Annotated in this window: 23 protein-coding genes and 1 pseudogene; 17 read left to right on the top strand and 7 right to left on the bottom strand. The window is 67.5% G+C overall.

Features of this window, described 5'->3' with window-relative positions; genetic code table 11:
• The first annotated feature begins 61 nt into the window (after positions 1–61).
• The 8 genes from AC1DO7_RS01370 (at position 62) to AC1DO7_RS01335 (ending at position 8,139) form a co-directional block, all read left to right on the top strand.
• The gene (locus tag AC1DO7_RS01370; RefSeq protein ID WP_441612075.1) at positions 62–1,738 is read left to right on the top strand and encodes an AMP-binding protein; all 1,677 of its coding nucleotides are present in this window, start codon (positions 62–64) and stop codon (positions 1,736–1,738) included.
• A 4-nt stretch (positions 1,739–1,742) separates the two neighbouring features.
• Positions 1,743–2,510: a glucose 1-dehydrogenase gene (locus AC1DO7_RS01365; protein ID WP_441612076.1), complete on the top strand. Its 768-nt coding sequence runs from the start codon at positions 1,743–1,745 to the stop codon at positions 2,508–2,510.
• Positions 2,511–2,521: 11 nt separating this feature from the next.
• Positions 2,522–3,325, top strand: coding sequence for an enoyl-CoA hydratase-related protein (locus tag AC1DO7_RS01360; RefSeq protein WP_441612077.1), 804 nt, complete (start codon positions 2,522–2,524; stop codon positions 3,323–3,325).
• Positions 3,326–3,404: 79 nt separating this feature from the next.
• Entirely contained in the window at positions 3,405–4,175 is a 771-nt protein-coding gene (locus AC1DO7_RS01355; RefSeq protein ID WP_441612078.1) for an enoyl-CoA hydratase/isomerase family protein, read from the top strand.
• Positions 4,176–4,263: 88 nt separating this feature from the next.
• Positions 4,264–5,472: an ABC transporter substrate-binding protein gene (locus tag AC1DO7_RS01350; RefSeq protein WP_441612079.1), complete on the top strand. Its 1,209-nt coding sequence runs from the start codon at positions 4,264–4,266 to the stop codon at positions 5,470–5,472.
• Positions 5,473–5,731: 259 nt separating this feature from the next.
• Positions 5,732–6,544, top strand: coding sequence for a MetQ/NlpA family ABC transporter substrate-binding protein (locus tag AC1DO7_RS01345; RefSeq protein ID WP_441612080.1), 813 nt, complete (start codon positions 5,732–5,734; stop codon positions 6,542–6,544).
• A gap of 25 nt (positions 6,545–6,569) precedes the next feature.
• On the top strand, positions 6,570–7,502 hold the full coding sequence (locus tag AC1DO7_RS01340) for a methionine ABC transporter ATP-binding protein (protein ID WP_441612276.1): 933 nt from the start codon (positions 6,570–6,572) through the stop codon (positions 7,500–7,502).
• Positions 7,483–8,139 carry a methionine ABC transporter permease gene (locus AC1DO7_RS01335; protein ID WP_441612081.1) on the top strand — a complete coding sequence of 219 codons (657 nt, stop codon included), beginning with the start codon at positions 7,483–7,485 and terminating at the stop codon, positions 8,137–8,139. The genes AC1DO7_RS01340 and AC1DO7_RS01335 overlap by 20 nt, the downstream gene beginning before the upstream one ends.
• A 13-nt stretch (positions 8,140–8,152) precedes the next feature.
• Here AC1DO7_RS01335 and AC1DO7_RS01330 read toward each other — a convergent pair whose 3' ends face one another.
• Complete coding sequence (locus AC1DO7_RS01330; RefSeq protein ID WP_441612082.1) at positions 8,153–8,854, bottom strand: glutathione binding-like protein; 702 nt, start codon at positions 8,852–8,854, stop codon at positions 8,153–8,155.
• A 133-nt stretch (positions 8,855–8,987) separates the two neighbouring features.
• Here AC1DO7_RS01330 and AC1DO7_RS01325 point away from each other — a divergent pair, with 133 nt between their 5' ends.
• Entirely contained in the window at positions 8,988–9,149 is a 162-nt protein-coding gene (locus AC1DO7_RS01325; RefSeq protein WP_441612083.1) for a hypothetical protein, read from the top strand.
• 7 nt (positions 9,150–9,156) lie between these two features.
• Here AC1DO7_RS01325 and AC1DO7_RS01320 read toward each other — a convergent pair whose 3' ends face one another.
• Positions 9,157–9,978, bottom strand: coding sequence for a class II aldolase/adducin family protein (locus tag AC1DO7_RS01320; protein ID WP_441612084.1), 822 nt, complete (start codon positions 9,976–9,978; stop codon positions 9,157–9,159).
• 231 nt (positions 9,979–10,209) lie between these two features.
• On the opposite strand from AC1DO7_RS01320, the gene AC1DO7_RS01315 reads away from it, so the two are divergent.
• On the top strand, positions 10,210–11,133 hold the full coding sequence (locus AC1DO7_RS01315) for a Bug family tripartite tricarboxylate transporter substrate binding protein (protein ID WP_441612277.1): 924 nt from the start codon (positions 10,210–10,212) through the stop codon (positions 11,131–11,133).
• A 22-nt stretch (positions 11,134–11,155) separates the two neighbouring features.
• Here AC1DO7_RS01315 and AC1DO7_RS01310 read toward each other — a convergent pair whose 3' ends face one another.
• The 4 genes from AC1DO7_RS01310 to AC1DO7_RS01295 form a co-directional block, all read right to left on the bottom strand.
• Entirely contained in the window at positions 11,156–12,892 is a 1,737-nt protein-coding gene (locus tag AC1DO7_RS01310; RefSeq protein WP_441612085.1) for an FAD-dependent oxidoreductase, read from the bottom strand.
• Positions 12,893–13,197: 305 nt separating this feature from the next.
• Positions 13,198–14,250, bottom strand: coding sequence for an alpha/beta fold hydrolase (locus AC1DO7_RS01305; protein WP_441612086.1), 1,053 nt, complete (start codon positions 14,248–14,250; stop codon positions 13,198–13,200).
• 491 nt (positions 14,251–14,741) lie between these two features.
• On the bottom strand, positions 14,742–15,797 hold the full coding sequence (locus tag AC1DO7_RS01300) for an alkene reductase (RefSeq protein ID WP_477115706.1): 1,056 nt from the start codon (positions 15,795–15,797) through the stop codon (positions 14,742–14,744).
• Positions 15,798–15,893: 96 nt separating this feature from the next.
• Positions 15,894–16,205 carry an ArsR/SmtB family transcription factor gene (locus AC1DO7_RS01295; protein WP_441612088.1) on the bottom strand — a complete coding sequence of 104 codons (312 nt, stop codon included), beginning with the start codon at positions 16,203–16,205 and terminating at the stop codon, positions 15,894–15,896.
• 245 nt (positions 16,206–16,450) lie between these two features.
• On the opposite strand from AC1DO7_RS01295, the gene AC1DO7_RS01290 reads away from it, so the two are divergent.
• The 3 genes from AC1DO7_RS01290 to AC1DO7_RS01280 all read left to right on the top strand — a co-directional run bounded on the left by AC1DO7_RS01290 (position 16,451) and on the right by AC1DO7_RS01280 (position 20,870).
• Positions 16,451–17,716: an MFS transporter gene (locus AC1DO7_RS01290; protein ID WP_441612089.1), complete on the top strand. Its 1,266-nt coding sequence runs from the start codon at positions 16,451–16,453 to the stop codon at positions 17,714–17,716.
• A 198-nt stretch (positions 17,717–17,914) separates the two neighbouring features.
• On the top strand, positions 17,915–19,489 hold the full coding sequence (locus tag AC1DO7_RS01285) for a DUF1800 domain-containing protein (RefSeq protein WP_441612090.1): 1,575 nt from the start codon (positions 17,915–17,917) through the stop codon (positions 19,487–19,489).
• A gap of 31 nt (positions 19,490–19,520) precedes the next feature.
• Positions 19,521–20,870, top strand: a complete 1,350-nt coding sequence (locus AC1DO7_RS01280) for a DUF1501 domain-containing protein (protein WP_441612091.1) — start codon at positions 19,521–19,523, stop codon at positions 20,868–20,870.
• A 103-nt stretch (positions 20,871–20,973) separates the two neighbouring features.
• Here AC1DO7_RS01280 and AC1DO7_RS01275 read toward each other — a convergent pair whose 3' ends face one another.
• Positions 20,974–21,558, bottom strand: coding sequence for a gamma carbonic anhydrase family protein (locus AC1DO7_RS01275; RefSeq protein WP_441612092.1), 585 nt, complete (start codon positions 21,556–21,558; stop codon positions 20,974–20,976).
• A gap of 131 nt (positions 21,559–21,689) precedes the next feature.
• Here AC1DO7_RS01275 and AC1DO7_RS01270 point away from each other — a divergent pair, with 131 nt between their 5' ends.
• The 4 genes and pseudogenes from AC1DO7_RS01270 to AC1DO7_RS01255 all read left to right on the top strand — a co-directional run.
• Entirely contained in the window at positions 21,690–22,238 is a 549-nt protein-coding gene (locus AC1DO7_RS01270) for a BON domain-containing protein (RefSeq protein WP_441612093.1), read from the top strand.
• Positions 22,239–22,323: 85 nt separating this feature from the next.
• Entirely contained in the window at positions 22,324–23,247 is a 924-nt protein-coding gene (locus tag AC1DO7_RS01265; protein ID WP_477115705.1) for a hypothetical protein, read from the top strand.
• An 84-nt stretch (positions 23,248–23,331) separates the two neighbouring features.
• A complete protein-coding gene (locus AC1DO7_RS01260) occupies positions 23,332–23,826 on the top strand; it encodes a MarR family winged helix-turn-helix transcriptional regulator (RefSeq protein WP_441612095.1) in 495 nt (164 codons plus the stop codon).
• A 272-nt stretch (positions 23,827–24,098) separates the two neighbouring features.
• A pseudogene (locus AC1DO7_RS01255) lies at positions 24,099–24,174 on the top strand (organic hydroperoxide resistance protein); the annotation flags it as partial.

Raw genomic sequence — 24,174 nt, 5'->3', positions numbered from 1 at the left:
AGCGCAATCAATTCAGAACGCCATTACGCCAATAAGAGCAGGGATTTCCTGGAGACGCCCCATGGTGACCAAGTTCAACAACGAGCTAGACCAGCGCGAAGCCAACTTTCAGCCGCTGACGCCGATTCATTTCCTCAGCCGCGCGGCCGATGTGTATCCGCAGCGCACCGCAGTCATCTACGGCGACCGCTCGTACTCCTGGGCGGAGTATGCGAGCCGCTGCCGCAAGCTCGCCGGCGCACTGATTGCCCACGGTATCGAGAGAGGCGACACCGTGGCCATCATGGCGCCGAACACGCCGGCAATGCTCGAAGCGCAATTCGGCGTGCCGATGGCGGGCGCGGTCCTGAACTGCATCAATACGCGCCTGGATGCGGCAGCCATGGCGTTTATCCTGCAGCATTCCGAGACCCGCCTGCTTCTGGTCGACCAGCAGTTTTCCACGGTCGCCCGCGATGCGATCGAACGGCTCGGGTTGCCCATTGCGGTAGTGGACATCGCAGACCCGGCGGCAGAGGGCGGCGCGCGCATCGGCAGCATCGAGTATGAAGCGTTCCTGGACAGCTCGCCCTCCCGGCCGGAGCTCCGCTTCCCGGAGAACGAATGGGATGCGATCGCGCTCAACTACACCTCGGGGACGACCGGCAACCCGAAGGGCGTGGTCTACCACCACCGCGGCGCTTACCTGAACGCGCTGGCGCAGCTTGTCAACGCGGAGCTGACCGGCCCGGTCCCGGTGTATCTCTGGACCTTGCCATTGTTCCACTGCAACGGCTGGTGCTATGCATGGGCCATGGCCGCGATCGGCGGCACGCAGGTGTGCACGCGAAAGGTGAGCGCCGCCGTCATCTACGACGCCATCGAACGATTCGGCGTGACGCATTTTTGTTGCGCGCCGACGGTGCTGGCCTTCCTGATCGAGGGGGCGCCGGATGGCTGGCAGCCGCCGGAGAACCCGATACGGGTGCTGTCGGGCGGCGCCTCGCCACCGCCCCAGGTATTCCGCAGGCTCATGGAACTCGGATTCTCGGTCCTGCACGTATACGGGATGACCGAGATGCATGGGGTTGCCACCCTGTGCCAGAGCCAGGAAGCATGGAAAGCCCTCCCGGGCGAGGTGCATCTCAAGCACCTGACCCGGCAGGGCGTGCGCACCGTGGTGCTCAACGAGATGCGCGTTGTCGATCCGGCGACGCAGTCGCCGGTTCCCAATGACGGCGCGTCGATCGGGGAAATCCTCTTGCGCGGAAACCTCGCCATGAAGGGCTATTTCAAGAATCCCGCGGCCACGGAAGAAGCGTTCGCGGGCGGCTGGTATCACACCGGCGATCTCGCCATCGTGCACGCCGATGGCTACATCGAGATCAAGGACCGGTCGAAGGACATCATCATTTCCGGCGGCGAGAACATCTCCTCCGTCGAGGTCGAGGATGTCCTGTACGAGCACCCGGCAGTGGCCAATGTCGCGGTGGTCGCGGTGCCCGACCAGCGCTGGGGGGAGGTGCCGTGCGCCATCGTCGAGCTCAAGGCGGATGCCGTCGGGCGCATCGATGCCGATGAAATCATTCAATTCTGTCGCGCGCGCCTGCCGGGCTTCAAGACGCCGCGCCATGTCATTTTCGATGAACTTGCCCGCACCGCGACGGGAAAACTACAGAAATTCAAGTTGCGGGCTTCAGCGGCAGAACACCTGGCGGCGACCGGCGTCATCACGGTGAATCAACAATGTGCGGAGTAGCGTCATGCGGGAACTGAAAGGAAAGATCGTCGTGATCACAGGCGCCGGCGGCGGCATCGGCGCGGCCATCAGCCGGCGCTTTGTCGAAGAGCAGGCGCAGGTCATCGCCGTCGACAAGAACCAGGCGTCGCTGCAGCGTCTTGCCGACAGCCTGGCGGGCCTGGGGCCGCGGCCGCTGCAGGTCGCGCTCGATATCACGGATCATGCCGGCGTCACGCGCGAGATGGCCGCCGTGGGCGAGAGATTCGGCCGTATCGATGCACTGGTGAACAACGCGGGGTGGGACGTACCGGTCCAGTTCCTGGAAAGCACGCCCGCGTTCTGGAACCAGGTGATCGCGATCAACCTGATCGGGCCATTGAATCTCCATCATGCCGTGCTGCCCCATATGGTGGCCGCGGGCGGCGGCATGGTGGTGAACATCGCGTCGGACGCCGGGCGCGTGGGGTCCTCCGGGGAGGCCGTCTATTCCGCGTGCAAGGGTGGCGTGATCGCCTTCTCGAAGACGATTGCGCGCGAATGCGCCAGCCAGAACATCCGCGTGAACACCGTCTGCCCCGGACCGACGGACACCGCGCTGCTGCAGTCGTTCGGCGGCGACGGCGAGTACGGGAAAAAACTGTACGAAGGCCTGAAGCGCGCCATTCCGCTGAAGCGGCTCGGCAAGCCGGACGATATCGCCGGGATCGTGGCCTTCCTTGCCAGCCAGGAAGCGGATTTCATTACCGGACAGACCATCAGTGTGTCCGGTGGACTCACCATGCACGGATAAGAGGGAAGACAATGAGCAACTACACAGATATCCGCCTGGAGAAGACGGACGGCGTGGCACGCATCACCATCGACCGGCCGGAGCGCTACAACGCGTTCCGGGGCAAGACTTGCGATGAACTGATCGATGCGCTGCACGACGCGGGATGGGATCCGTCCATCGGCGTGGTCGTGCTGACCGGCGCCGGCGACAAGGCGTTCTGCACGGGCGGGGACCAGTCCGCGCACAGCGGCAAGTACGACGGAAGGGGCATCGTGGGCCTGCCCGTCGAGGAACTGCAGAGCCTCATCCGCGAGGTGCCCAAGCCGGTGATCGCCAGGGTGAATGGCTATGCCATCGGCGGGGGCAACGTGCTTGTCACCTGCTGCGACCTTGCCATCGCCTCCGAATCCGCCATCTTCGGCCAGGTCGGCCCCAAGGTGGGCTCGGTGGACCCGGGTTTCGGCACGGCCTATCTGTCGCGCGTGGTCGGAGAAAAGAAGGCCAGGGAAATCTGGTTCCTGTGCCGCCGCTATGGAGCCCGGGAGGCGCTGGACATGGGCCTGGTGAATCGCGTGGTCGCGCCCGAAGAGCTTGACCAGGAAGTGGCGCGCTGGTGTGACGAGATCCTTGCCCTGAGTCCCACCGCGATCGCGATCGCAAAGCGCTCTTTCAATGCCGATTCCGATTCCATCCGCGGCATCGGCGGGCTAGGCATGCAGGCGCTGGCGCTGTACTACCAGTCCGCCGAGTCACGCGAAGGCGTGGCCGCGTTCCTGGAAAAGCGCAAGCCGGATTTTCGCCGCCATGCCGGCGCCGGCCGGAACGATTCCTGACCCGGCATGCCATCCGCGCCCCCGCACCGCAGGCGGGGCGCCCGGGCGCGGCGCGCACTCGACAGACCGGACACACACCATGGCAATCAAACTACATTACGACGGCCCCCTGGCCGTCATCACGATCGACCGGCAGGACCGTCTCAATGCGTTGAGCCTGCCGCTGATCGAAGACATCGGCCGCGCGCTCGACCAGGTATCGGCGTCACGGGCGCGCATGCTGGCGCTGGTTGGCGCGGGCGACAAGGCGTTTTCCGCCGGCGCCGACGTGGCGGGCCTGGCCGACCGGGATTTCTGGGCGCAGCGCGACGGCATCGGCATGGGCCAGGAGACGTTCATGCGCCTGGACCGCCTGCGCATACCTTCCGTTGCCGTCCTGCATGGCTATGCACTCGGCGGCGGGCTCGAACTGGCCATGGCGTGCACGTTCCGGGTAGCCACCACCAGCGCACAGATGGGGCTGCCTGAAATCAAGCTTGGCCTGCTACCCGGCTACGGCGGCACGCAGCGGCTGCCGCGGCTGGTTGGCGAATCGCGCGCGCTGGAACTGGTGATGTCGGGACGGATCATCGATGCGCGGGAGGCCAGGGAGATCGGACTGGTCAACGAGCTTGTCGAGGACGGCGACCCCGTCGCGATCGCCCGGAATTTTGCGCAACGCTTTACCGGCTACAGCCAGTGCGCTTCCGTACTGGCAAGGGACGCGGTGCAGCGCGCGCTTTCCGTGCCGCTGCCGCAGGGGCTGCGCATCGAGGCGGACCTCATCGCACAGGCATTCCAGACCAGAGACGCAAGGGAGGGCATGGCCGCCTTCCTGGAAAAGCGCGCGGCTGTCTTCAAGGACTGCTGACCACCCGCCGGCAGGGCGCAGGAACGGCCGCGCCGGCCGGATGCCATGCGCCATATGCGGGTCGAGCCAATAAAGGAGGAGACAAGACATGAAGAAAAAAGCGACGGCCGCCGCTGCCGCCATGGCGCTTCTGGCCTGGTCGGCGGCACATGGCGAGACGCCCGCGCAACCGGTCAGGATCGGCGTGATTGCCGACATGACCGGTGTCTACTCGGCGCTTGGCGGCCGGGGCATGGCGACGGCGGTGAAGATGGCGGTCAAGGACTTCGGCGGCAAGGTGCTGGACAGGCCGATCGAGATCCTCACGGCGGATTCCCAGAACAAGGTCGATGTCACCGCCACCCGGGCGCGGGAATGGTATGACCGCGAGCAGGTCGGCATGATCCTGGAGGGCACGGATTCGGCCTCGGCCATCGCGCTGCAACGGCTGGGGCTGGAGCGCAAGAAGGTGACCATCTTTGTCCAGGCCGCCACCTCGGCGCTTACCGAGTCCGAGTGTTCCCCGTATGGCATCCACTATGTGTACAACACGCAGGCCCTGGCCAACACCGTGGGGCGGGCGATCGTCGACGGCGGGGGAAGCAGCTGGTACTTCATCACCGCAGACTATGCATTCGGCCAGGCACTGGAGAGCGACACGTCCGCGGTGGTGAAGAAGATGGGCGGGGTCACGCTCGGTTCCTCCAGGCATCCRATCGGCGCGCCGGATTTCTCGTCCTTCGTGGTCGCCGCGCAGAGTTCGAAGGCTTCGGTGATCGGATTGGCAAACGCCGGCAAGGACACGCAGAATGCCATTCGCCAGGCCGCGGAGTTCGGCCTTGGCCGCGGCAAGCAGGTGATCGCGCCATTGCTGATCTTCGAGACCGATATTCGCGGCATCGGCCTGAACCTGGCGCAAGGGCTGCAGTTCGCCACCGCCTTCTACTGGGATGCCAACGAGGCCACCAGGGCGTTCTCGAAGCGCTTTTTCGAGGCGCACCAGGCCATGCCGACCATGGTGCAGGCCGGCGCCTATTCGGCGACGATGCATTACCTGAAGGCGATCAAGGAGGCAGGCACCGCCGACAGCGACAAGGTGGTCGAGAAGATGAAGGCAATGCCCGTCAACGACTTCTTTGCCAGCAACGGAACAATCCAGAAGAACGGATTGATGGTGCACGATCTCTATCTGGCCCAGGTCAAGACGCCGGGCGAATCGCGCAACGGCTGGGATCTGCTGAAGATCACCAGGACCATACCGGGGGCATCCGCATTCAGGCCGCAGGCGGAGAGCACGTGCAGGTTCCTGAAGGGCTAGGGGTGCCCGCGCCGGGCAGCCTTGCGCAGGGCCCTTCCGGGAGAGAGGGGAGGTGAGAGGGGGAGGGGAGACGCGCGCGGCGCCGGTCAGGCGCCGCGCGCCGCATCCCGTCACCGCCGGCATGCCGCGTGCGCCGCATTTTTCCGGATTTGCTACTGCGGAAACATTCGTGGACCGCGGAGCGGGTGCCTGCCTAGACTGCATCCCCTGGCATCGCGCCACCGCCGTCAACGCAAACCGACCCCGAGGTAGACCGCTCATGAACCTGCGCACGATTCTCTCCACCCTGCTGGCCGCTTCGGCCGCGCTCGCCATCGGCTCGGCTCCGGCGCTGGCCGCCGACAAGACCATCAAGGTGGGCGTGCGCGGCGGCGTCGACGAAGAAATCTGGGAGGTCGTCACCCAGGTGGCCAGGAAGCAGGGCCTCAACGTACAACCCATCGTCATCACCGGCACCGCCAGCCCCAACGAGGCGCTCAACAACGGCGACCTCGATGCCAACGCTTTCCAGCACAAGCCTTTCCTGCGCGACCAGGTCACGCAGCGCGGCTACAAGATCGTGGCGGTGGCCGATACGCTGATCTCGCCGATCGCTTTCTACTCGAAGAAGTACAAGTCGCTGGAGACGCTGCCGCAGGGTGCGCGCCTCGGCATTCCCAACGATCCCAGCAACCAGACCCGGGCGCTGGTGATCCTGCGCGACCACGGCCTGATCAAGCTGCGCGACGGCTTCGACCCGTTCACCGGTACCGCCACGCTGGCCGACGTGACCGCCAACCCGCGCAAGCTGGACCTGGTCGAAAGCGCGTCGGTGGTGCTGGCGCGCTCGCTGCCCGACGTGGATGCCGCCGCCGTGGTCAATACCTTCGCCTACCAGGCCGGCCTGGTCGCCACGCGCGACGGCATCGCCGTGGAGAAAAAGGAGAACAACCCCTACGTGAACGTGATCGCCGTGCGCGAGCGCGACAAGGCCGCGCCGTGGGTGGCGCCGCTGATCAAGGCCTACCACTCTGAGGAAGTGCGCAAGTTCATCCTGAGCAAGTACCAGGGCTCGGTCATCCCGGCATTCTGACGCCAGCCACAGTTCCTTGATGCCGATGCCGTTCCAGGAGGATCCCGCCGTGCCGCAGGCGTTCCCGCACTCATCCCCGCAATCGTCTCCCGTGCCGCATATCGTGTTCGACCGGCTCGGCAAGCAATATCCCGGCGCGCCGGCCGCGGCGCTCGCGGAGGTGTCCTTCACCGTGGCGCGCGGGGAGATCTTCGGCATTATCGGCCGCAGCGGCGCCGGCAAGTCCACGCTGCTGCGCACCATCAACATGCTGGAGCGGCCGAGCACGGGCCAGGTGCGCGTGGACGGCGTGGATGCGGGCGCGCTCGACGAAGACGGGCTGGTGGCGCTGCGCCGCCGCGTCGGCATGATCTTCCAGCACTTCAACCTGCTGTCGGCCAAGACCGTCTTCGAGAACGTGGCGCTGCCGCTGCGCGTGGCCGGTGTGCCGCGCGCGGAGATCGCGCCGCGCGTGACGGCACTTCTCGAACTCGTTGGCCTGGGCGGCAAGGCGCAGGTTTATCCGGCCACGCTCTCGGGCGGGCAGAAGCAGCGCGTGGGCATTGCGCGCGCGCTGGTGCAGCGCCCGGAGATCCTGCTGTGCGACGAGGCTACCTCTGCGCTCGACCCGGAAACCACGGAATCGATCCTCGCCCTGCTGCGCGACATCAATCGCCAGCTGGGGCTGACGGTGGTGCTGATCACGCACGACATGGCGGTGATCCGCCAGGCCTGCGACCGCGTGCTGGTGCTCGACCACGGCCAGGTGGTGGAGCATGGCACGGTCGAGCAGGTGTTCGCGCAGCCGCAGGCTGCCGCCACGCTGGCGCTGCTGCGCCCGCTGCAGCTCGCCGGCGGCATTGCCCGCGCAGCGCACATGGCGAACCTGGCCATCGAGTCCGCGGCAGCCAATGCGGCCCATGCAAGCAAGCGCGCCAGCGACAACGAGGCAAGCGACCATGTTTCCGCCGTTGGCTGACAAGTATGTGAAAGCGCTGGGCGAGACCCTGCTGATGACCGGCTCTGCCTGCCTGGTAGTGTTCGTGTGCGGCATGGCGCTGGCGATCGTGCTGACGCTCAGTGCGCCGGGCGGACTGCGCCCGCGGCCCCGCCTGCACCGCACGTTGTCGGTGCTGGTCAACACCTTCCGCTCGATACCCTTCATCATCCTGCTGGTGGCGATGCTGCCGGTCACGCGGCTGATCGTGGGCACCACCATGGGCACCTGGGCGGCGGTGGTGCCGCTGAGCGTGCACCTGATTCCGTTCTTCGCCCGCATCGCCCAGGTCAGCCTCAACGAGATCGACCCCGGCCTGATCGAAGCCGCGCGCGCCATGGGCTGCCGCCGCTGGCACATCGTGCGCCACGTGCTGTTGCCCGAAGCGCTGCCGGGCATCGTGGGCGGCGCCACGGTCAGCGTGATTGCCATGATCGGCTCGTCGGCCATGGCCGGCGCGGTCGGTGCCGGTGGCCTCGGCGACCTCGCCATCCGCTATGGCTACGAGCGCTACGAGACCGCGGTGATGTTCAACGTCATTGCCATCCTGATCGCACTGGTGACGCTGGTGCAGTTCGGCGGCGAGCGGCTGGCGCGCCGCTTCGATCACCGCCGCTGACGCCTCAGCGGCCTCAGCGCACGCTCGAGGCGTCCTGCCCGAACAGCACGCTCCTGGAATCCTCGCTGACCACCGGCGCGGTGTTGACGGTATTGGCCAGCGCATAGGCCCGTTCGGTGGCGGGACGCGCGCGCACGCGCGCGAACCAGCGCTGCAGGTGCGGGAAATCGGCGAGGTCCTGCCGTTGCCGTTCGTGCGGCACCACCCATGGGTAGCATGCGATGTCCGCGATCGAATATTCGGTGCCGCAGATGAAATCGCGGCCGTCCGCCATGTGCTTGTTCAGCACGCCATACAGGCGCGCCGTCTCCTTCACGTAGCGCTCGATGGCGTAGGGCAGCTGTTCCGGCGCGTACTGCACGAAGTGATGATTCTGCCCGGCCATCGGACCCAGCCCGCCCATCTGCCAGAACAGCCACTGCAGCGCCATATTGCGCCCGCGCAGGTCCTGCGCGATGAGATGCCCGGTCTTGTCGGCCAGGTACAGCAGGATCGCACCCGACTCGAAGGTCGAGAGCGGTTCCCCGCCATCGGCCGGCGCATGGTCCACGATGGCCGGGATGCGGTTGTTGGGCGAGATCTTCAGGAAGGCTGGCTCGAACTGGTCTCCGCGGCTGATGTTGACCGGCACCACGCGGTAGGGCAGTCCGGCCTCCTCCAGGAACATGGCGATCTTGTGGCCATTGGGCGTGGTCCAGTAGTACAGGTCGATCATGGCGCAGGTCCTTTTCCCGGAGGGAGCGGTGAAGGCCGGTCGATTATAGGAGCGCGCAGCCTTTCCTGCTGGCCGTGCCCGGGGATTCTTGAAGGTTCAAGGATATTGACTGATTCCCCACTATGGGCTGGGGGTGTTCTTCGTGCTGAGCCATATTGCCTGCGGCCTGCGCACGGTGATGCTGGCGCACGGCACGCCGCCGGGGCGCGCCAACCGGGTTTGCCGGATCCTGATCGCGGCGTCGCTGGCCTGGACCGTGGCGATCGTCGCGGGGATGCTYGGCGTGCGGATCTAGCGTCGCGCTACTGGCGGTACGCCTTGTCGCTGCGCTCGAGCTGACGCAGCAGCGCGGCCCAGTGCTTGCGCGTGACCGGGCCGCCGGCATTGGCGATCACCACATCGGCCACCTTGCGGGCCACCGCATCGGGCGCGATCACCAGCGGCGCACCGCCCGACTGCGCGGCCAGCTGCGCCACGCAGGCGCGTTCGAGCATATGCAGTTCCTGGAAGGCCTGGGCGACGGTCGGCGCGCAGGTCAGCAGGCCGTGGTTGCGCAGGATGAAGATGTCCCTGTCGCCGAGATCGGCCACCAGCCGCGCGCGTTCGTCGAGGTCGATGGCGATGCCTTCGTAGTCGTGGTACGCCACCCGTCCGAAGAAGCGCATGGCGTGCTGCGAGATCATCAGCAGCCCGTCGCGCTGCGCGGAGACGCCGATGCCGGCGGCGGTGTGGGTATGCAGCACGCAGCCCACGTCGTGGCGCGCGCCGTGGACGGCGCTGTGGATCGTGTAGCCGGCCGGGTTGATGCCCAGGCCGGTGTCGTCGCGGATGATCTCGCCGTCGATATCGACCTTGACCAGGTTGGATGCGCTGATCTCGTCGAAGGTCAGTCCGTAGGCATTGATCAGGAAGTGCTCGTCGGGGCCGGGCACGCGCGCGGAGAAGTGCGTGTAGATGTGATCGGTCCAGCGGAACTGCGCGGCCAGCCGGTAGGCGGCGGCCAGTTCCACGCGCACCGCCCATTCCTGCGGCGAGACCTCGGCCCGGACCGCGGGGAAATGCAGCGCGGGAAGGGACAGGCCGGGATCCTGCGATGCCAGCGGCGGCTCGGTGACGGCGTTCATGCAGCGCTCCATGATGTGGGGTGGGTGCCGCGACATCATACGGCGCCCGCGCAGCCCTGCCAACGCAGCGAACCACATAAGGAAATGYGCGGCGCGGCATCCCGTAGAATCCTCTCCTGCGCGCGGTGGGCGGCAGGTGCCGGACGCCGCGCCATGCCACGCCGCAGAACAACAAGACAGAAACAGGAGAGCCCCTTGAAGACTACCCGCGCCCTGGTCGCCGCCGCTGTCATGGCAGGCGCCACCCTCGCCCACGCTGCCTATCCCGAGCGGCCCGTCAAGCTGATCGTGCCGTTCCCGCCTGGGCAGGCTACCGACATCTTCGCGCGCGCGCTGGCCGAGAGGCTCGGCAAGCAGCTCGGCCAGCCGGTGGTGGTGGACAACCGCGCCGGCGCCGGCAGCAACCTCGGCATGGAGATCGCCGCGCACGCCGCGCCCGACGGCTACACGCTGGTGATGGCCGGCAGCGCGATGGCAATCAACCAGACCCTGTACAAGAAGCTGGCCTATAACCCGCGCCAGGACTTCCAGCCGATCTCGGGCGTGTTCTCGGTGCCGCTGGTGTTCCTTGCCACGCCGGCTTCCGGCATCGTCTCGCTGCGCGACCTGATCGCCAAGGCGAAGGCTGCGCCGGGCAAGTACAGCTATGCCAGCGCCGGCATCGGCGGCACGCAGCACCTGTCTGCCGAGATGCTCAAGGCGCAGGCCGGCATCTTCATGGTGCACATCCCCTACAAGGGCAGCGGCCCCGCGCAGTCGGACTTCCTCGGCAATCAGATCCCGCTGATGGTGGACTCGGTCACCGCGGCGCTGCCGCTGATCCAGTCGAAGAAGGCCGTGCCGCTGGCGGTGACGGTCGCGCAGCGCACGCCCCAGCTGCCGTCCGTGCCGACCGTGCGCGAAGAAGGCGTGCCCGGCTTCGAGGCGCTTGGCTGGGCCATCCTGATGGCGCCGAAGGGCCTGCCGCCGGCGCTGGTGAGCCAGCTCAACGCGGAGACGGTAAAGGCGCTGCAGTCGCCCGAGCTGCAGAAGTTCATCGTGGACCGCGGCTCGGAGCCGATGCCGATGAGCCCCGAGGAAACCGGCAAATTCGTCGACAGCGAGATCCGCAAGTGGGGGCCGGTGGTCAAGCGCTCGGGCGCGCAGGCAGACTAGCCCCGGGGCTGGCGCTCCGGCTTCACCGGCCTGGCAGGGGCAGGAATTGATGAATCTGCGCGACCACGGCCGCGCCTTCGCCGACCGCCGATGCGACTCGCTTGGTGGAGCCCGAGCGGACGTCTCCGATCGCGAAGACGCCGTCGACGCTGGTCTGGAAAGGGAGCTTGGGCACGGATGCCTGCGCGACGTCGGCGCCGGTCGATACGAAGCCGTTGCCGTCGAGCGCCACGCCGCAACTCTTGAGCCATCGCGTATTCGGCTGTGCGCCAATGAAGACGAACAGATGATGCGTCGTCATGCTTCCCTGGATGCCGCCGGCGCCGCGATAGTGCACGCGTTCAAGACGCGCGCCGCCCTCGAGCGCGGTCAGTTCGATCCGCGTATGAAGCGTCACGTTCGCAAGCGAGCCGATGCGTTCGACGAGGTAGCGTGACATGCTGTCGGCGAGGCGCGATCCGCGAATGAACATGTGCACGTGCTCGGCGTGCGATGCCAGGAATACCACCGCCTGGCCCGCCGAGTTGCCTCCACCGAGCAACAGCACTGGCTCCTTGCGGCATAGTCGGGCCTCGATCGGCGTAGCCCAATAGTAGACGCCACAGCGCTCGAAGCGTTCGAGTCCGTCGACAACCGGGCGCCGGTATTCTGCGCCGCTGGCGATGACGACGGTGCGCGCGGGGATACGGCGGTCGTCGGCAAGCTCGACGACCAGCGGGAGCTGGTCGCAGTACAAGGCCTTCACCTCGCACGGTATGCCGATATGGGCGCCGAACTTCTGTGCCTGGATAAATGCGCGTCCCGCGAGGTCCTGCCCGGTGATGCCGGTGGGGAAGCCCAGATAGTTCTCGATGCGCGCGCTGGTACTGGCCTGGCCCCCGGGGGCGCGACAATCAAACACGGCCACGGACAGGCCATCGGATGCCGCGTAGACGGCCGCCGCCAGTCCCGCCGGGCCGGCGCCGATGATGGCCACATCGTAGACATGCGCCGGATCGAAGTCGGGGATCAGTCCAAGGCAAGACGCGAGCTGCCCCACATCGGGGTTTCGCAGCACGGTGCCGTTCGGGCAGACAACCAGCGGGAAGTCATCGGGCTGCGGCGTCAGGCGCTGCAGCAGCGCAATCGCTTCAGCGTCCTGTTCGGCATTGAGCGTCGTATTCGGAAAGGAGTTGCTGCGCAGGAAATTCTGCAGTTCGAGGAGCCGCGCGTTGCTGGGGGTCCCGACGATGACGACACCGCGTCCGCGTTCGATCGCCAGGACACGCCTCAGGATCAGGGCGCGCATGATCTTCTCGCCAAGATCGGCCTCGCTGATCATCATGGCGCTGAGATCGTCGGGGCGTATCAGCACTGCCTCGACATCTTCGATGACATGCGCGTCAACGACCGCCTGCTTGCTGGAGAGTTGCGTGATATCGGAAGTGAACTCTCCGCGTTGTGTGTAGGTGTGGAGGATCCGCATGTGGGACAAACCGTCGCGCGTGACTATCCGCACCTTTCCGGACAGGACGACGAACACGCCCGGGCAGATGCTTCCGGCGCTGTAGAGCATCTCGCCCCTGGCGTGGTGGCACGGGCTGCCGAAGCGACGCACCCTGTCGACTTCTTCCTCGCCAAGGACGGGAAACATTTGCTGATAGCGCGGATGCTGCCGCACGATCTCGTCGTCGTCGATCGCGCCGTCGTCGATACCGCCCGGATCTGCTGCCGGCTGATGGGTAGCGTCCCCGGCCCCCGGCTCTGCCTCGTTGCTCATCGCCGARTCTCCTCCGGCGGCTGATGGCGCCGCCACTTCTCCGTCCACTTCTCCGTCGACTGCGGTCAGTGACGGACAGCCAGGACTTCCCCCCATGTCAAGGCAAGTCGGCTGCAAGGTACTTCAGCACGCCCCGCGCGCAAGCTGACGGGTCGCAGGGGAATAGCCGGGCACCAGGGTTGGAGGCGCGGTTGCATTGACGAGAGTAATTGACCTGCCGCGGCCAGCCAAGAACTCTTGCATTCGTCCCGGGGCGCGAGCTCGAGAGCCTTCTGGCCAGGGCTTCATCCGGTACCGGTCCGCGGCTAGGGCTTGCTGACGTCGATCACCGCCTGCGCGAATGCCCGTGGCGCTTCCTGCGGCAGGTTGTGGCCGATGCCTCCCGTGAGGTCGCGGTGCTCATATCTGCCGGTGAACTTGCTTGCGTAGGCAGAGGGCGCCGGATGGGGGGCGCCGTTGGCATCACCTTCCATGGTGATCGTGCGCACGCTGATGACGGGGGCCGCCGCGAGCTGCTTCTCGACATCGTCGTATTTCGCCTCGCCTGGTGCAAGACCTTGCCGCCAGCGATAGTTGTGAACAGATATGTCCACGTGATCGGGGTTGTCGAAGGCCACCGCACTGCGCTCGAAGGTGGCGTCGTCGAATTTCCACTTGGGAGACGCCTGCCGCCAGATCAGCCTGGCGAAATCGTGCGTGAACTTCTGATAGCCAGCGCGTCCGCGCTCCGTTGCCAGATAGAACTGGTACCACCACTGGAACTCGGCCTCGGGCGGCAACGGCACCTTGCCCGCCGCCTGGCTGCCAATCAGGTAGCCGCTTACGGATACCAGCCCGTTGCAGCGCTGCGGCCACAGTGCGGCGATGATGCAGGCCGTGCGTGCGCCCCAGTCGAACCCTGCCACGACGGCCTTCTGGATACCAAGCGCATCCATCAGTGCGACGATATCGAGAGCGACGGCCGCCGGCTGGCCGTTGCGCATGGTTTCGCCCGACAAGAAGGTCGTCGAACCATAGCCGCGCAGATACGGGACCACCACGCGATACCCGCGCGATGCCAGCAGAGGCGCGACTTCGACGAAGCTGTGGATATCGTAGGGCCAGCCGTGCAGCAGGACGACCGCTGGCCCATCGGCAGGACCCGCTTCGGCGTAGCCGACGTTGAGCAGCCCGGCGTTGATCTGCCTGATCGACGTAAAGGCCGTCGGGCTAACCGGCGTGGCCCGGGGCCGGGGTGCCGGCTTCGGCTGATTGGTCTGGGCCTGTGCGCGAGGCAGCAGCCCGAGTTGTGCGGCAGCGAGTGCCGAGGCTGCCGTGCCCAGGAAGCCTCGACGAGGCAAATCGATCTTCTCCGTCATTTTCGTCTCCTGGCGCGCTTGATGCGGTCCTGTGGCGGAATCGTTCCATCAGGTGCGCTCTATCCTGGGGTGGAAGCAATTCCGCTGGCAGCATGAGCGCTTGCGTCACACGCCGATACCAGAGCCGACACGACGATGGTTTGCAGTGCGATCAAACCAATGTATGCCGGATGGGAGGTATCGCCAAGATGCCGGCGAGCCAGTGCGTGAACAGGCCGGAAGCCGTCGGGCGCCGCGGGAACAGCGAGAACGAGGGTTGGCGGAAAGAAGGCGGGTGTGGTTGATTGCGCGCGGGTGGGCCGTGGCTGGCATCGCCGATGCCGGGRCACCCGTGGTGCGCAGCGCGTTCGTGAAGATGCGCGGTGGCTGTGCGTTCGGTCAGGAGGCTGGGCAAGGCTGGCCGGCTGTGGCGCCCTTCGGGCCGGACGCCACGCCAGGGCGCGGCGTCCGGCGTGCCCCGCGCAATGCTGCGCGGGGCCGGTGTCCCTGGCTCAGGCGAGCGCGGGATAGTCGAGATAGCCCTCGGCGCCCGGGTGGTAGAACGTCTCCGGCTGCGGCACGTTGAGCGGCGCGTCGATCTGCAGGCGGCGCGGCAGGTCCGGGTTGGCGATGAACAGCTGGCCGAAGGCCACCGCATCGGCTTCGCCGGCTTCCAGCACGTGCCCGGCCGTGGCCTTGGTCATCCTCTCGTTGGCGATATAGACGCCGCCGAAGGCTTGCTTCAGTGCCGGGCCCAGGCGGTTGTCGCCGAGCGCTTCGCGCGCGCAGATGAACGCGATCTTGCGCTTGCCGAGTTCGCGCGCCACATAGCCGAAGGTGGCGGCGGGGTCGGAATCGCCCATGGTGTGGGCATCGCCGCGCGGTGCCAGGTGCACGCCCACGCGCGATGCGCCCCATACGGCGATGCAGGCGTCGGTCACTTCCAGCAGCAGGCGGGCGCGGTTCTCGATGGAGCCACCGTAGGCGTCGGTGCGCTGGTTGGTGCTGTCCTGCAGGAACTGGTCGAGCAGGTAGCCGTTGGCGCCGTGCACTTCCACGCCGTCGAAGCCGGCGGCCTTGGCGTTTTCGGCGCCGTGGCGATAGGCGGCGACGATGCCGGGGATCTCATCGGTTTCCAGCGCGCGCGGGGTGACATAGGGGCGCTTGGGGCGGACCAGGCTGACGTTGCCGCCAGCCGCGATGGCGCTGGGCGCCACCGGCAGGTCGCCGTCGAGGAAGACCGGGTCGGAAATGCGGCCTACGTGCCAGAGCTGCAGGAAGATGCGGCCGCCCGCGGCGTGCACGGCATCGGTGACCACCTTCYAGCCGGCGACCYGTTCGTCGGACCAGATGCCCGGGGTGTCGGCGTAGCCCACGCCTTGCGGGGTGACGGCGGTAGCCTCGCTGAGGATCAGGCCCGCCGAGGCGCGCTGCACGTAGTACTCGGCCATCATTGCGTTGGGCACGCGGCCGCCGCCCACTGCGCGCGAACGCGTCAGCGGCGCCATGATGACGCGGTTGGGAAGATCGAGGTCGCCGATGCGGATGGGATCGAAGAGTGTGGTCATGTACGTGTTTCGGGTCGAGGTGAGAAGTGCACCGTGGTGCGGGTTCCGGCGTTCGCGCCGTTTGTCGGTCAGGCGGCGCTTGCGCGCCGCCAGGGGTCAGAGATCGCTATGCATCTGGTCGAGGAAGGCCTGGATGGTCTGCTCGTTGCGCTTGAAGAAAATCCACTGGCCGACCCGCTTCGATGTCACCAGCCCGGCGCGTTGCAGCGTGGCGAGGTGGGCCGACACGGTGGACTGCGACAGCCCGGTGCGCGCGTCGATCAGGCCGGCGCAGACGCCGATGTCAAGCGGGTGGTCCTGCATGGCGAAGTGCTCCTCGGGGGACTTCAGCCAGGCGAGGATATTGCGCCGCAGCGGATTGGCCAGGGCCTTGTGAATGGCGTCGATGTCGATGGCGTCGGTGTCCATGGGCGGGTCTGCATGCGGGCGGAGTGGGACTTGTTTCGTCTTTCTACGAAACATATATCCGCTTCTCACAAAATTAAGATCGCAACTATACGATATACATGGAAGGTTTGCTGGGCAGCCTTTGGCAGCACATTTACGATGCAGCGTGATGTGCGGCTTTCATCGCGTGGTTGCTTTAAAAAACCATAGTGACTAAACTCCATCTGGTTTTCTAATGCAACCAGAAAGACCGGATGGAGCCGCAGATGACCGTGAATGCCGCCACCGCCGCCACCGCCGCCACCACGCCCGACGCGTGCGCAGCGCCCCCCGATGCCTCGGTGCCGGCCCGCATGCCGCCCGCGCTGGTCTGGCTGTTCGCGCTGGCCTGCGGGCTGAGCGTGGCCAATGTCTACTACGCACAACCGCTGCTGGACGCCATGGCGCGCGAGTTCGGCTTTGCCGAAGGCGCGGTGGGCATGGTGGTGACCGTCACCCAGGCCGGCTGCGCGCTGGCGCTGCTGTTGCTGGTGCCGGTGGGCGACCTGGTGGACCGGCGCCGGCTGATCCTGCTGCAATCGCTGCTGCTGGCGCTGGCGCTGACACTGGTCAGTCTTGCCGCGACGCGCACCGCGCTGCTGGCCGGCATGCTCGCCGTGGGTTTGCTGGGCACGGCCATGACGCAGGGGCTGATCGCGTTTGCCGCCACCCTGGCCGCGCCGGCCGAGCGCGGGCGCGTGGTGGGCGCGGCGCAGGGCGGCGTGGTGACCGGCTTGCTGGCTGCGCGCGCCATGGCGGGCGCGCTGGCCGACCTGGGCGGCTGGCGCGCGGTGTACGCGGTATCGGGCCTGCTGGCGCTGCTGCTGCTGGCGGTGCTGGCACGCCGCCTGCCACGGCAGGCGGTGGCGCCGCTGCGCATGAGCTATGCGGGGCTGCTCGCCTCGATGTTCGCGCTGCTCAAGAGCGAGCGCACGCTGCAGATCCGCGGCGTGCTGGCGATGCTGATGTTCGCCGCCTTCAGCGTGTTCTGGACCGCGCTGGTGCTGCCGCTGAGCGCGCCGCCGCATGCCATGTCGCACACCGCCATCGGCGCCTTCGGCCTGGTGGGCGCGGCGGGCGCGCTGGCGGCCGCGCGCGCCGGCCGGCTGGCCGACCGCGGGCTGGGCCAGCGCACCACCGGCGTGGCGCTGGTGCTGCTGCTGGCATGCTGGCTGCCGCTGGCCTTCGCGCCGCGGTCGCTGTGGCTGCTGGTGGCCGGCGTGATCGTGCTCGACCTGGCCGGGCAGGCCATCCATGTCACCAACCAGAGCCTGGTGTTCCGCGCGCGGCCCGAGGCCCATGGCCGCCTGGTGGGCTGCTATATGCTCTTCTATGCGCTGGGCAGCGGCGCTGGCGCGATCGCCTCGACCCACGCCTACGCACACGCCGGGTGGAGCGGCGTGTGCATGCTGGGCGCGGGCATCAGCGCGGCGGCGCTGGCGTTCTGGCTGCTGACGCTGGCGGCCATGCCGCCCGAAGCCGGCAGGCCCTGACGCAAGCCGGGTGGCGCGCGGGTTGGCGCGGCAATTGGCGGCCGGTGCTTTCGTTTTCCTTGCGGATGCCGGCGCGTTGCCGGCGCGTTGCCGGCATGACTTCGGGTAAATCGCGTATCGGCTGCGTCAACCAAAGTACGCCTCCTTGCGTAAGAGCGGTGTCACCCATGCCCTCGTGCGAGACGAGACAGGACCGCCATGCCCTTTCGCTTTCCACGCCTGACGACAGCCTGGTTCCTGGGCGCGGCCGCCGCGCTGCTGGGCGCCTGCGCGCAAGTCGGCATGCCTGACGGCGGCACCCCCGGCGCCGCGCTCGGGCCCGCCGACCTGCACTGGCTCAACAGCGTCACTTTCGGCGCCGACCAGGCCGGCATCGACCGCTTGCGCAAGCTCGGCCGCGAGCGCTATCTCGACGAACAGCTCAAGGCGCCCGCCGCCGACAGCGGCGAACTCGCCGCCACCATCGGCGCGCTGGGCATTTCCCAGCAAAGCGGCGAGCAGCGCCTGCGCAGCGTGCGTGCCGAGCAGCAGCGCATCAACACGCTCACCGACGAAGACGACAAGCAAAAGGCGCGCGACGCGCTCAACCGCACCGGCAACGAGGTGGTGCTCGACACCGGGCGCCGCCACCTGCTGCGCGCGCTGTACTCGCCGGCGCAATTGCGCGAGCAGATGACGTGGTTCTGGATGAATCACTTCAGCGTGTACTCGGGCAAGGGCGCGGTGCGCTGGGTGCTGGCAGACTACGAGGACAAGGCCATCCGAGCGCGTGCGCTCGGCAGGTTCCGCGACCTGCTGATGGCCACCGTGACCGCGCCGGCCATGCTGGAGTACCTGGACAACGCGCAGAGCGCCGCCGGCCGCATCAACGAGAACTACGCGCGCGAACTGATGGAGCTGCATACGCTGGGCGTGTCCGGCGGGGCCAGCGGTTCGCGCTACACGCAGCAGGACGTGCAGGAACTGGCGCGCGTGCTGACCGGGCTCGGCATCAATGCCACCGGCCAGCCGCCCGGGCTGGCGCCGCAGAGGCAGGCGCAATACCTTGCCGACGGCGTGTTCGAGTTCAATCCCGGCCGGCATGACTTCGGCGCCAAGACCCTGCTCGGCCATCGCATCGAGCCCTCCGGCTTCCACGAGGTGGAGCAGGCCGTGGATATCCTCAGCCGCGAGCCGGCCACGGCGCGCTTCGTCTGCGCCAAGATCGCCGCGCATTTCGTCGGCGACACGCCGGCGCCGGCGCTGGTCGAGCGCATGGCGGCCACCTTCGCGCAACGCGACGGCGATATCGCCGCCGTGCTGCGCACGCTGTTCCTGTCGCCCGAGTTCAACGCCGCGCTGGCGTCCGGCCCGCGCAAGTTCAAGGACCCGATGCAGTTCGTGGCGTCGTCGCTGCGGCTGGCCTACGATGGCCGCATGGTGGCGAACCTGCGCCCGGCCGTCGGCTGGCTCAACCAGCTTGGCGAGCCGCTCTACGGCCGCGTCACGCCGGACGGTTTTCCCGCCGCGCAGGGCGCCTGGGCCAGCTCGGGGCAGATGATCAAGCGCTTCGAGATCGCGCGCGCGATCGGATCCGGCCAGGCCGGCCTGTTCTCGAAGGACGACGGCAAGCCCGCCGGGCGCACCGGTTTCCCCCAACTGGGCAACCGCATCTACTACGACAGCATCGAAGCCACGCTCGGCTCCGCCACGCGCACGGCCATGACGCAGGCGGCGTCGCAGGCGGAATGGAACACCATCCTGCTGTCATCGCCCGAATGGATGCAGCCGTGATATCCGCGAGTGCCTGAACAAGGAGCGTCCCATGCAACGACGTGAATGGCTCAAGCGTGCCGGCATGGCCGGCCTCGCCACGCTGGCCCCCGGCATCGCCTCGCGCGCCTACGCGCTGCCGCAGCAGGCCGAGGCGCGCTTCCTGCTGGTGTTCCTGCGCGGCGGCTACGATGCCACCAATGTGCTGGTGCCGGCCGGCAGCGATTTCTACTATGCCGCGCGGCCCGGCATCGCCATCGCCCGCCCGCCCGGRCAAGGCATGCCGGCCGATCCGCGTGCGGCCTTGTCGCTGGCGGCGGCCTTCGACGGCGGCGGCAGGGGCATCGACACCTGGGCGCTGCATCCCGCGCTCAGGGACAGCATGCTGCCGCTGTGGCAGAGCCAGCAGCTTGCCTTCGTGCCGTTCGCCGGCACCGATGATCTCTCGCGCAGCCACTTCGAAACGCAGGATGGCATGGAGGCGGGCCTGCCGCAGCCCGGCGGCAAGGGCGTGCGTATCGACGCATCGCTGCGCGGCACGGGCTTCCTCAACCGGCTGGCCGTGGCCATGGGCGGGCGCGCCGCGCCGGTGGCTTTCACCGATGGCTTGCCGGTGGTGCTCGGCGGCTCGCTCGGCGTGCCCAATGTCTCGCTCAAAGGCACCGGACGCACGCCCTTCGATGAACGCCAGGCGCGCGTGCTGGCGCAGATGTACCGCGGCACGCGTTTCGAGTCGCTGATCGACGAGGGTTTCGAGCTGCGCCAGACCGTGGCGCAGGAGGCCGAGGCCATGCAGCACCGCGACAGCATGCAGAGCGCCGGCATGGCGGCGCAGGGCGACGCCGACCCAGCCACGGCCGGGCGCATGCAGGAGATGCAGGCCGCCAGCCGCCGCGCGCTCAGCGCCAGGGGCTTCGAGCTGGAAGCGCGCCGCATGGCAGGCCTGATGCGCGAGCGCTTCAACCTGGGCTTCATCGATGTGGGCGGCTGGGATACGCACGTCAACCAGGGCGGCGCGCAAGGGCAGATGGCCAGCCTGCTCGACAACCTCGGACGCGGCATTGCCGGTTTTGCCGGGGAGATGGGCCCGGCATGGAGCAAGACCACGCTGGTGGTGGTATCCGAGTTCGGCCGCACCTTTCGCGAGAACGGCACGCGTGGCACCGACCATGGCCACGGCACGGTGTACTGGGTGGCCGGCGGCACGGTGCGCGGCGGGCGCATTGCGGGCGAGCAGGTGGCGGTGGAGCAGCGCACGCTGAACCAGAACCGGGACTGGCCGGTGCTCAACGAATACCGCGCGGTGCTCGGCGGCATCTTCAGGCGTCTCTACGGGCTGGACGATGCGCGCCTGGCGCAGGTGTTTCCCGGCACGCGCGCGCTGGACATCGGGCTGGTCTAGCGATTGCGGGAGCCGGGGCCCGATCCCCCGCGAACGCGAATCGCCCCCCGGTTCGCACCGCTTGGCCGATCTGGACGCGCTGCGCCGCCGGTACGAGCGGATGTCAGTCGCCTGGCGCCGCCAGTTCCGCCCGCAGCTTTTCCATCTCCCGCGTCACCTCTGCGGTAAATGCCGGACCGTCCCACGCGCGGTAGTTCTGCTGCGCGTAGGCCAGCGCGTTCTTGTAGTACAGGAAGGCGTTGAGGCGGTTGCGCACGTAGTTGTTCTGCGTGCGCGTGACCTTGCCGGGGCTGCCCATCACGATGGAGTTGGGCGGGATCACGGTGCCTTCCTTGAGGAAGGCATGGCCGGCGACGATGCTGTTGTCCCCGATCACGCAGCCGTCCATGATGGTCGCGTTGATGCCGATCAGGCAGTTGTCGCCGATCGTGCAGCCGTGGATGGTGCAGTGATGGGTGATGGAGCAATGGCTGCCGATGATGGTCGGCGTACGGTCGCCGACATGCAGCATGGCGAAGTCCTGGATGTTGGTGTACGCGCCGATCACGATTTCCGTGTGCTCGGCGCGCGCGGCCGCGTTGATCCAGATCGAGGCGTTCTCATGCACCGTGATCTTGCCGTAGAGGTAGGCCGATTCGTGCACGTAAGCGCTCGGGTGCAGGCTCACGTCCGGTCCGATCACTGCCATCGCTGTCTCCTTGGGGTTATGGTTGGCATCGGCCGATTGTAAGCGCCCCGCCTGGCCGCGCGGGCAGCCTTCATCTCGCCCCGCGCAGCGCCTATGCTGGGCGCAGGTCACCGCGATTTCCGGAGCCCGCCATGCCTGAGCCGCTCTTGCCTGCCGCCGCCAATGCCGTGTCGGTCGTGTTCGCCTGCGCCGTGCTTGCGGCCGCGCCTGCCGGCGCCGCCGACGCCAGCGCCGCTGCCGGCCGCTATCAGAACCGCGACAACGATCCGTTCTTCCAGGTCTCCGCGAAGATCGCCAATTGCCCCGAGCCGCTGGGCCCGCGCGTGGACGAGGCCGAATGGCTGCGCGATTCGCACCACCGCATCGAGCACGGCAACCACTGCTGGCTGGAGGGGCGCTGCCGCCTGCCCAGTGCCTACCAGTACGACCGGGAGATTGCCGAAGGCGCGCGGCGGCGCCTGCAGGCGATATCGACCGCCATGCCGGGCTGGCGGGATTCGACGCTGTGGTTCACGGTGCGGCAGCGCTGGCTGCTGGTGCAGGGCTGCGTGGGACGCGGGTTCGCGCGCGAGGACTTCTTCAAGGCGCTGCGCGAGGTGGCTGACGTGGAACGCGTGATCGACCAGACCACGGCGGACCCGGCGCGCGGGGTGCCGTATCCCGTTTTCGGCGGGCCCTAGTTGTGCGGCCCGCGCAGCAGTGCTACCTTGCGTGCAGACCGGCGGCAGGTGCCGCCATAGCCCGCTTGCCCGCTTGCGATACGACATGACTGTTCACCCCCACCGGCCGGCGCCCGCCAGCGGAAGGCCTGGCGCATTGCGACTGGCGTGCCTGTCGGCGCTGCTGCTGTGCGGCACCCCGCAGGCCGCGCAGGCACAGGCGCCCGTGCCGGCCGATGCGGCGGCAATACCCGCCGCCGCAACCCCCGCCGAGCCGCCGCCGCGCGCGCCCGGCACCATCTGCGACACCGACTGGTTCCAGTCCGGCGCGCGCACGCAGATGGAGGCCAGCGGCGACATGCCGATGTCCATCACCATGGTCATCCGGCATCCGGTACGAACCGAGACCGGCTGCAGCGCCTGGCTGTCGATCCACTCGAAATCGGCGCTGGCAGCCATGATGGGCCCGCCCGTGGTGATGGATCAGGTGCACCGCATGAACTTCGACCGCGACGCCAGCGGCACCGGCGGCTCGGTGAGCAGCCAGCGCGCCACCATCAACGCGCAGGCGCGCTATACCAGGCTGTTCGGCGAAGCTTCGTTCCAGGGCCACGGCGTGCTCAGCTATGCCGGGCTGACCGTGCGCGAGGGCATCGTTCTGCCGGGCCAGACGCTCACCTCCAGCCTCGACCTGGAGATCCACAGCCTGGCCACCGGCGAGTTCGTCACCACCATCCGCGCACCGGCGGCCTCTGTGACCATCGGCGAGCGGCGCGTCGGGCGCGCGCGGTCCATCGAGACCGTGATGGGCCGCCGCCAGTGCATGCCGATCACTTATCAGAAGCGCAGCGCGCTCGGACCGCTGATGATGGGCGACGACGTGATCCAGACGGAACCCGCCGTCATGGAAATCACCGACTGGTACTGCCCGACGGAGGCGTTCGTGATGCGCACCGAGGTGCGCCAGAAGGGCAAGGTCGAGCGGATCGACACCACTGCGCTCGGCGACCAGGGCGAGGATCCTCCCTGAGGCCTGCGCATGCCGTTGCGGCAACATCTTGTGCCGGTAAAAAATAGCTTGCAATTAAATCGCGCACAATCTAAATTACGGCCCATGGACACGAAACGCACCTCCCGGAACAAGCAGGCAGCGCCCGGCGCCGGCATCGACAGCGCCTCCTCGCTGTTGCTGGACCACCAGTTCTGCTTTTCCGTGTATGCCACTTCGCTGGCCCTGAACAAGCTTTACCGCAAGTTGCTGGCACCGCTGGGCCTGACGTATCCGCAATACCTCGTGATGATGGTGTTGTGGGAGGCCGATGGCCTGACTGTGTCGGATATCGGCGCGCGCCTGCATCTGGATTCGGCCACGCTGACGCCGCTGCTCAAGCGCATGGAGGCCCAGCAACTGCTGCGCCGCGAGCGCGCCGTGGAGGACGAGCGTCAGGTCATCGTCACGCTGACCGCGCAGGGGCGCGCGCTGCGCCAGCAGGCGGAGGCCGTGCCGCGCGCGGTCTTGTGCGCGGCGGATTGCGGCATTGACGAGATCGTGTCGGTCAAGGCGGAACTGGACAAGCTGCGCGGGCGGTTCGCCGACGCGGGCGGCTGAAGCGGAACAAGGCGCGGCCGCACGGGCGGCATGTGCGTGATCCGTGTGATCCGTGTGATCCGTGTGATCCGTGTGATCCGTGCGATTCGTGCGATTGGTTCGAGTCGCGGGTCAAATGAATAGTGTGCTATTTAATAGATCGCGATGCAAAATGCAACGCGAGGAGCAGGCAGCAGCAAAGTCGCAAAGCCGGAAACACGCAGTAGGCAGCAACCCCAAAAAGGCTCCATGAGCCGGCATTTCCACTCTCATCACCAAACCGGAGAATCAACATGTCGATCGAACAAGTCCTCTATCGTGCCAGCGCCACCGCCACCGGAGGCCGCGACGGCCGCGCGGTGTCTTCCG

This window comes from Cupriavidus sp. 05N40, from assembly GCF_056397305.1.
The sequence above is the reverse complement of the archived record's forward strand: the minus strand, read 5'-3'. Positions and strand labels throughout refer to the sequence as shown.

Bases quoted from the DNA above. Each gene is read 5' to 3' on its own strand.
- AC1DO7_RS01370 (WP_441612075.1), top strand. From the start codon at position 62: ATGGTGACCAAGTTCAACAACGAGCTAGACCAGCGCGAAGCCAACTTT.
- AC1DO7_RS01365 (WP_441612076.1), top strand. From the start codon at position 1,743: ATGCGGGAACTGAAAGGAAAGATCGTCGTGATCACAGGCGCCGGCGGC.
- AC1DO7_RS01360 (WP_441612077.1), top strand. From the start codon at position 2,522: ATGAGCAACTACACAGATATCCGCCTGGAGAAGACGGACGGCGTGGCA.
- AC1DO7_RS01355 (WP_441612078.1), top strand. From the start codon at position 3,405: ATGGCAATCAAACTACATTACGACGGCCCCCTGGCCGTCATCACGATC.
- AC1DO7_RS01345 (WP_441612080.1), top strand. From the start codon at position 5,732: ATGAACCTGCGCACGATTCTCTCCACCCTGCTGGCCGCTTCGGCCGCG.
- AC1DO7_RS01340 (WP_441612276.1), top strand. From the start codon at position 6,570: ATGCCGTTCCAGGAGGATCCCGCCGTGCCGCAGGCGTTCCCGCACTCA.
- AC1DO7_RS01335 (WP_441612081.1), top strand. From the start codon at position 7,483: ATGTTTCCGCCGTTGGCTGACAAGTATGTGAAAGCGCTGGGCGAGACC.
- AC1DO7_RS01330 (WP_441612082.1), bottom strand. From the start codon at position 8,854: ATGATCGACCTGTACTACTGGACCACGCCCAATGGCCACAAGATCGCC.
- AC1DO7_RS01320 (WP_441612084.1), bottom strand. From the start codon at position 9,978: ATGAACGCCGTCACCGAGCCGCCGCTGGCATCGCAGGATCCCGGCCTG.
- AC1DO7_RS01315 (WP_441612277.1), top strand. From the start codon at position 10,210: ATGGCAGGCGCCACCCTCGCCCACGCTGCCTATCCCGAGCGGCCCGTC.
- AC1DO7_RS01310 (WP_441612085.1), bottom strand. From the start codon at position 12,892: ATGAGCAACGAGGCAGAGCCGGGGGCCGGGGACGCTACCCATCAGCCG.
- AC1DO7_RS01305 (WP_441612086.1), bottom strand. From the start codon at position 14,250: ATGACGGAGAAGATCGATTTGCCTCGTCGAGGCTTCCTGGGCACGGCA.
- AC1DO7_RS01295 (WP_441612088.1), bottom strand. From the start codon at position 16,205: ATGGACACCGACGCCATCGACATCGACGCCATTCACAAGGCCCTGGCC.
- AC1DO7_RS01290 (WP_441612089.1), top strand. From the start codon at position 16,451: ATGACCGTGAATGCCGCCACCGCCGCCACCGCCGCCACCACGCCCGAC.
- AC1DO7_RS01285 (WP_441612090.1), top strand. From the start codon at position 17,915: ATGCCCTTTCGCTTTCCACGCCTGACGACAGCCTGGTTCCTGGGCGCG.
- AC1DO7_RS01275 (WP_441612092.1), bottom strand. From the start codon at position 21,558: ATGGCAGTGATCGGACCGGACGTGAGCCTGCACCCGAGCGCTTACGTG.
- AC1DO7_RS01270 (WP_441612093.1), top strand. From the start codon at position 21,690: ATGCCTGAGCCGCTCTTGCCTGCCGCCGCCAATGCCGTGTCGGTCGTG.
- AC1DO7_RS01265 (WP_477115705.1), top strand. From the start codon at position 22,324: ATGACTGTTCACCCCCACCGGCCGGCGCCCGCCAGCGGAAGGCCTGGC.
- AC1DO7_RS01260 (WP_441612095.1), top strand. From the start codon at position 23,332: ATGGACACGAAACGCACCTCCCGGAACAAGCAGGCAGCGCCCGGCGCC.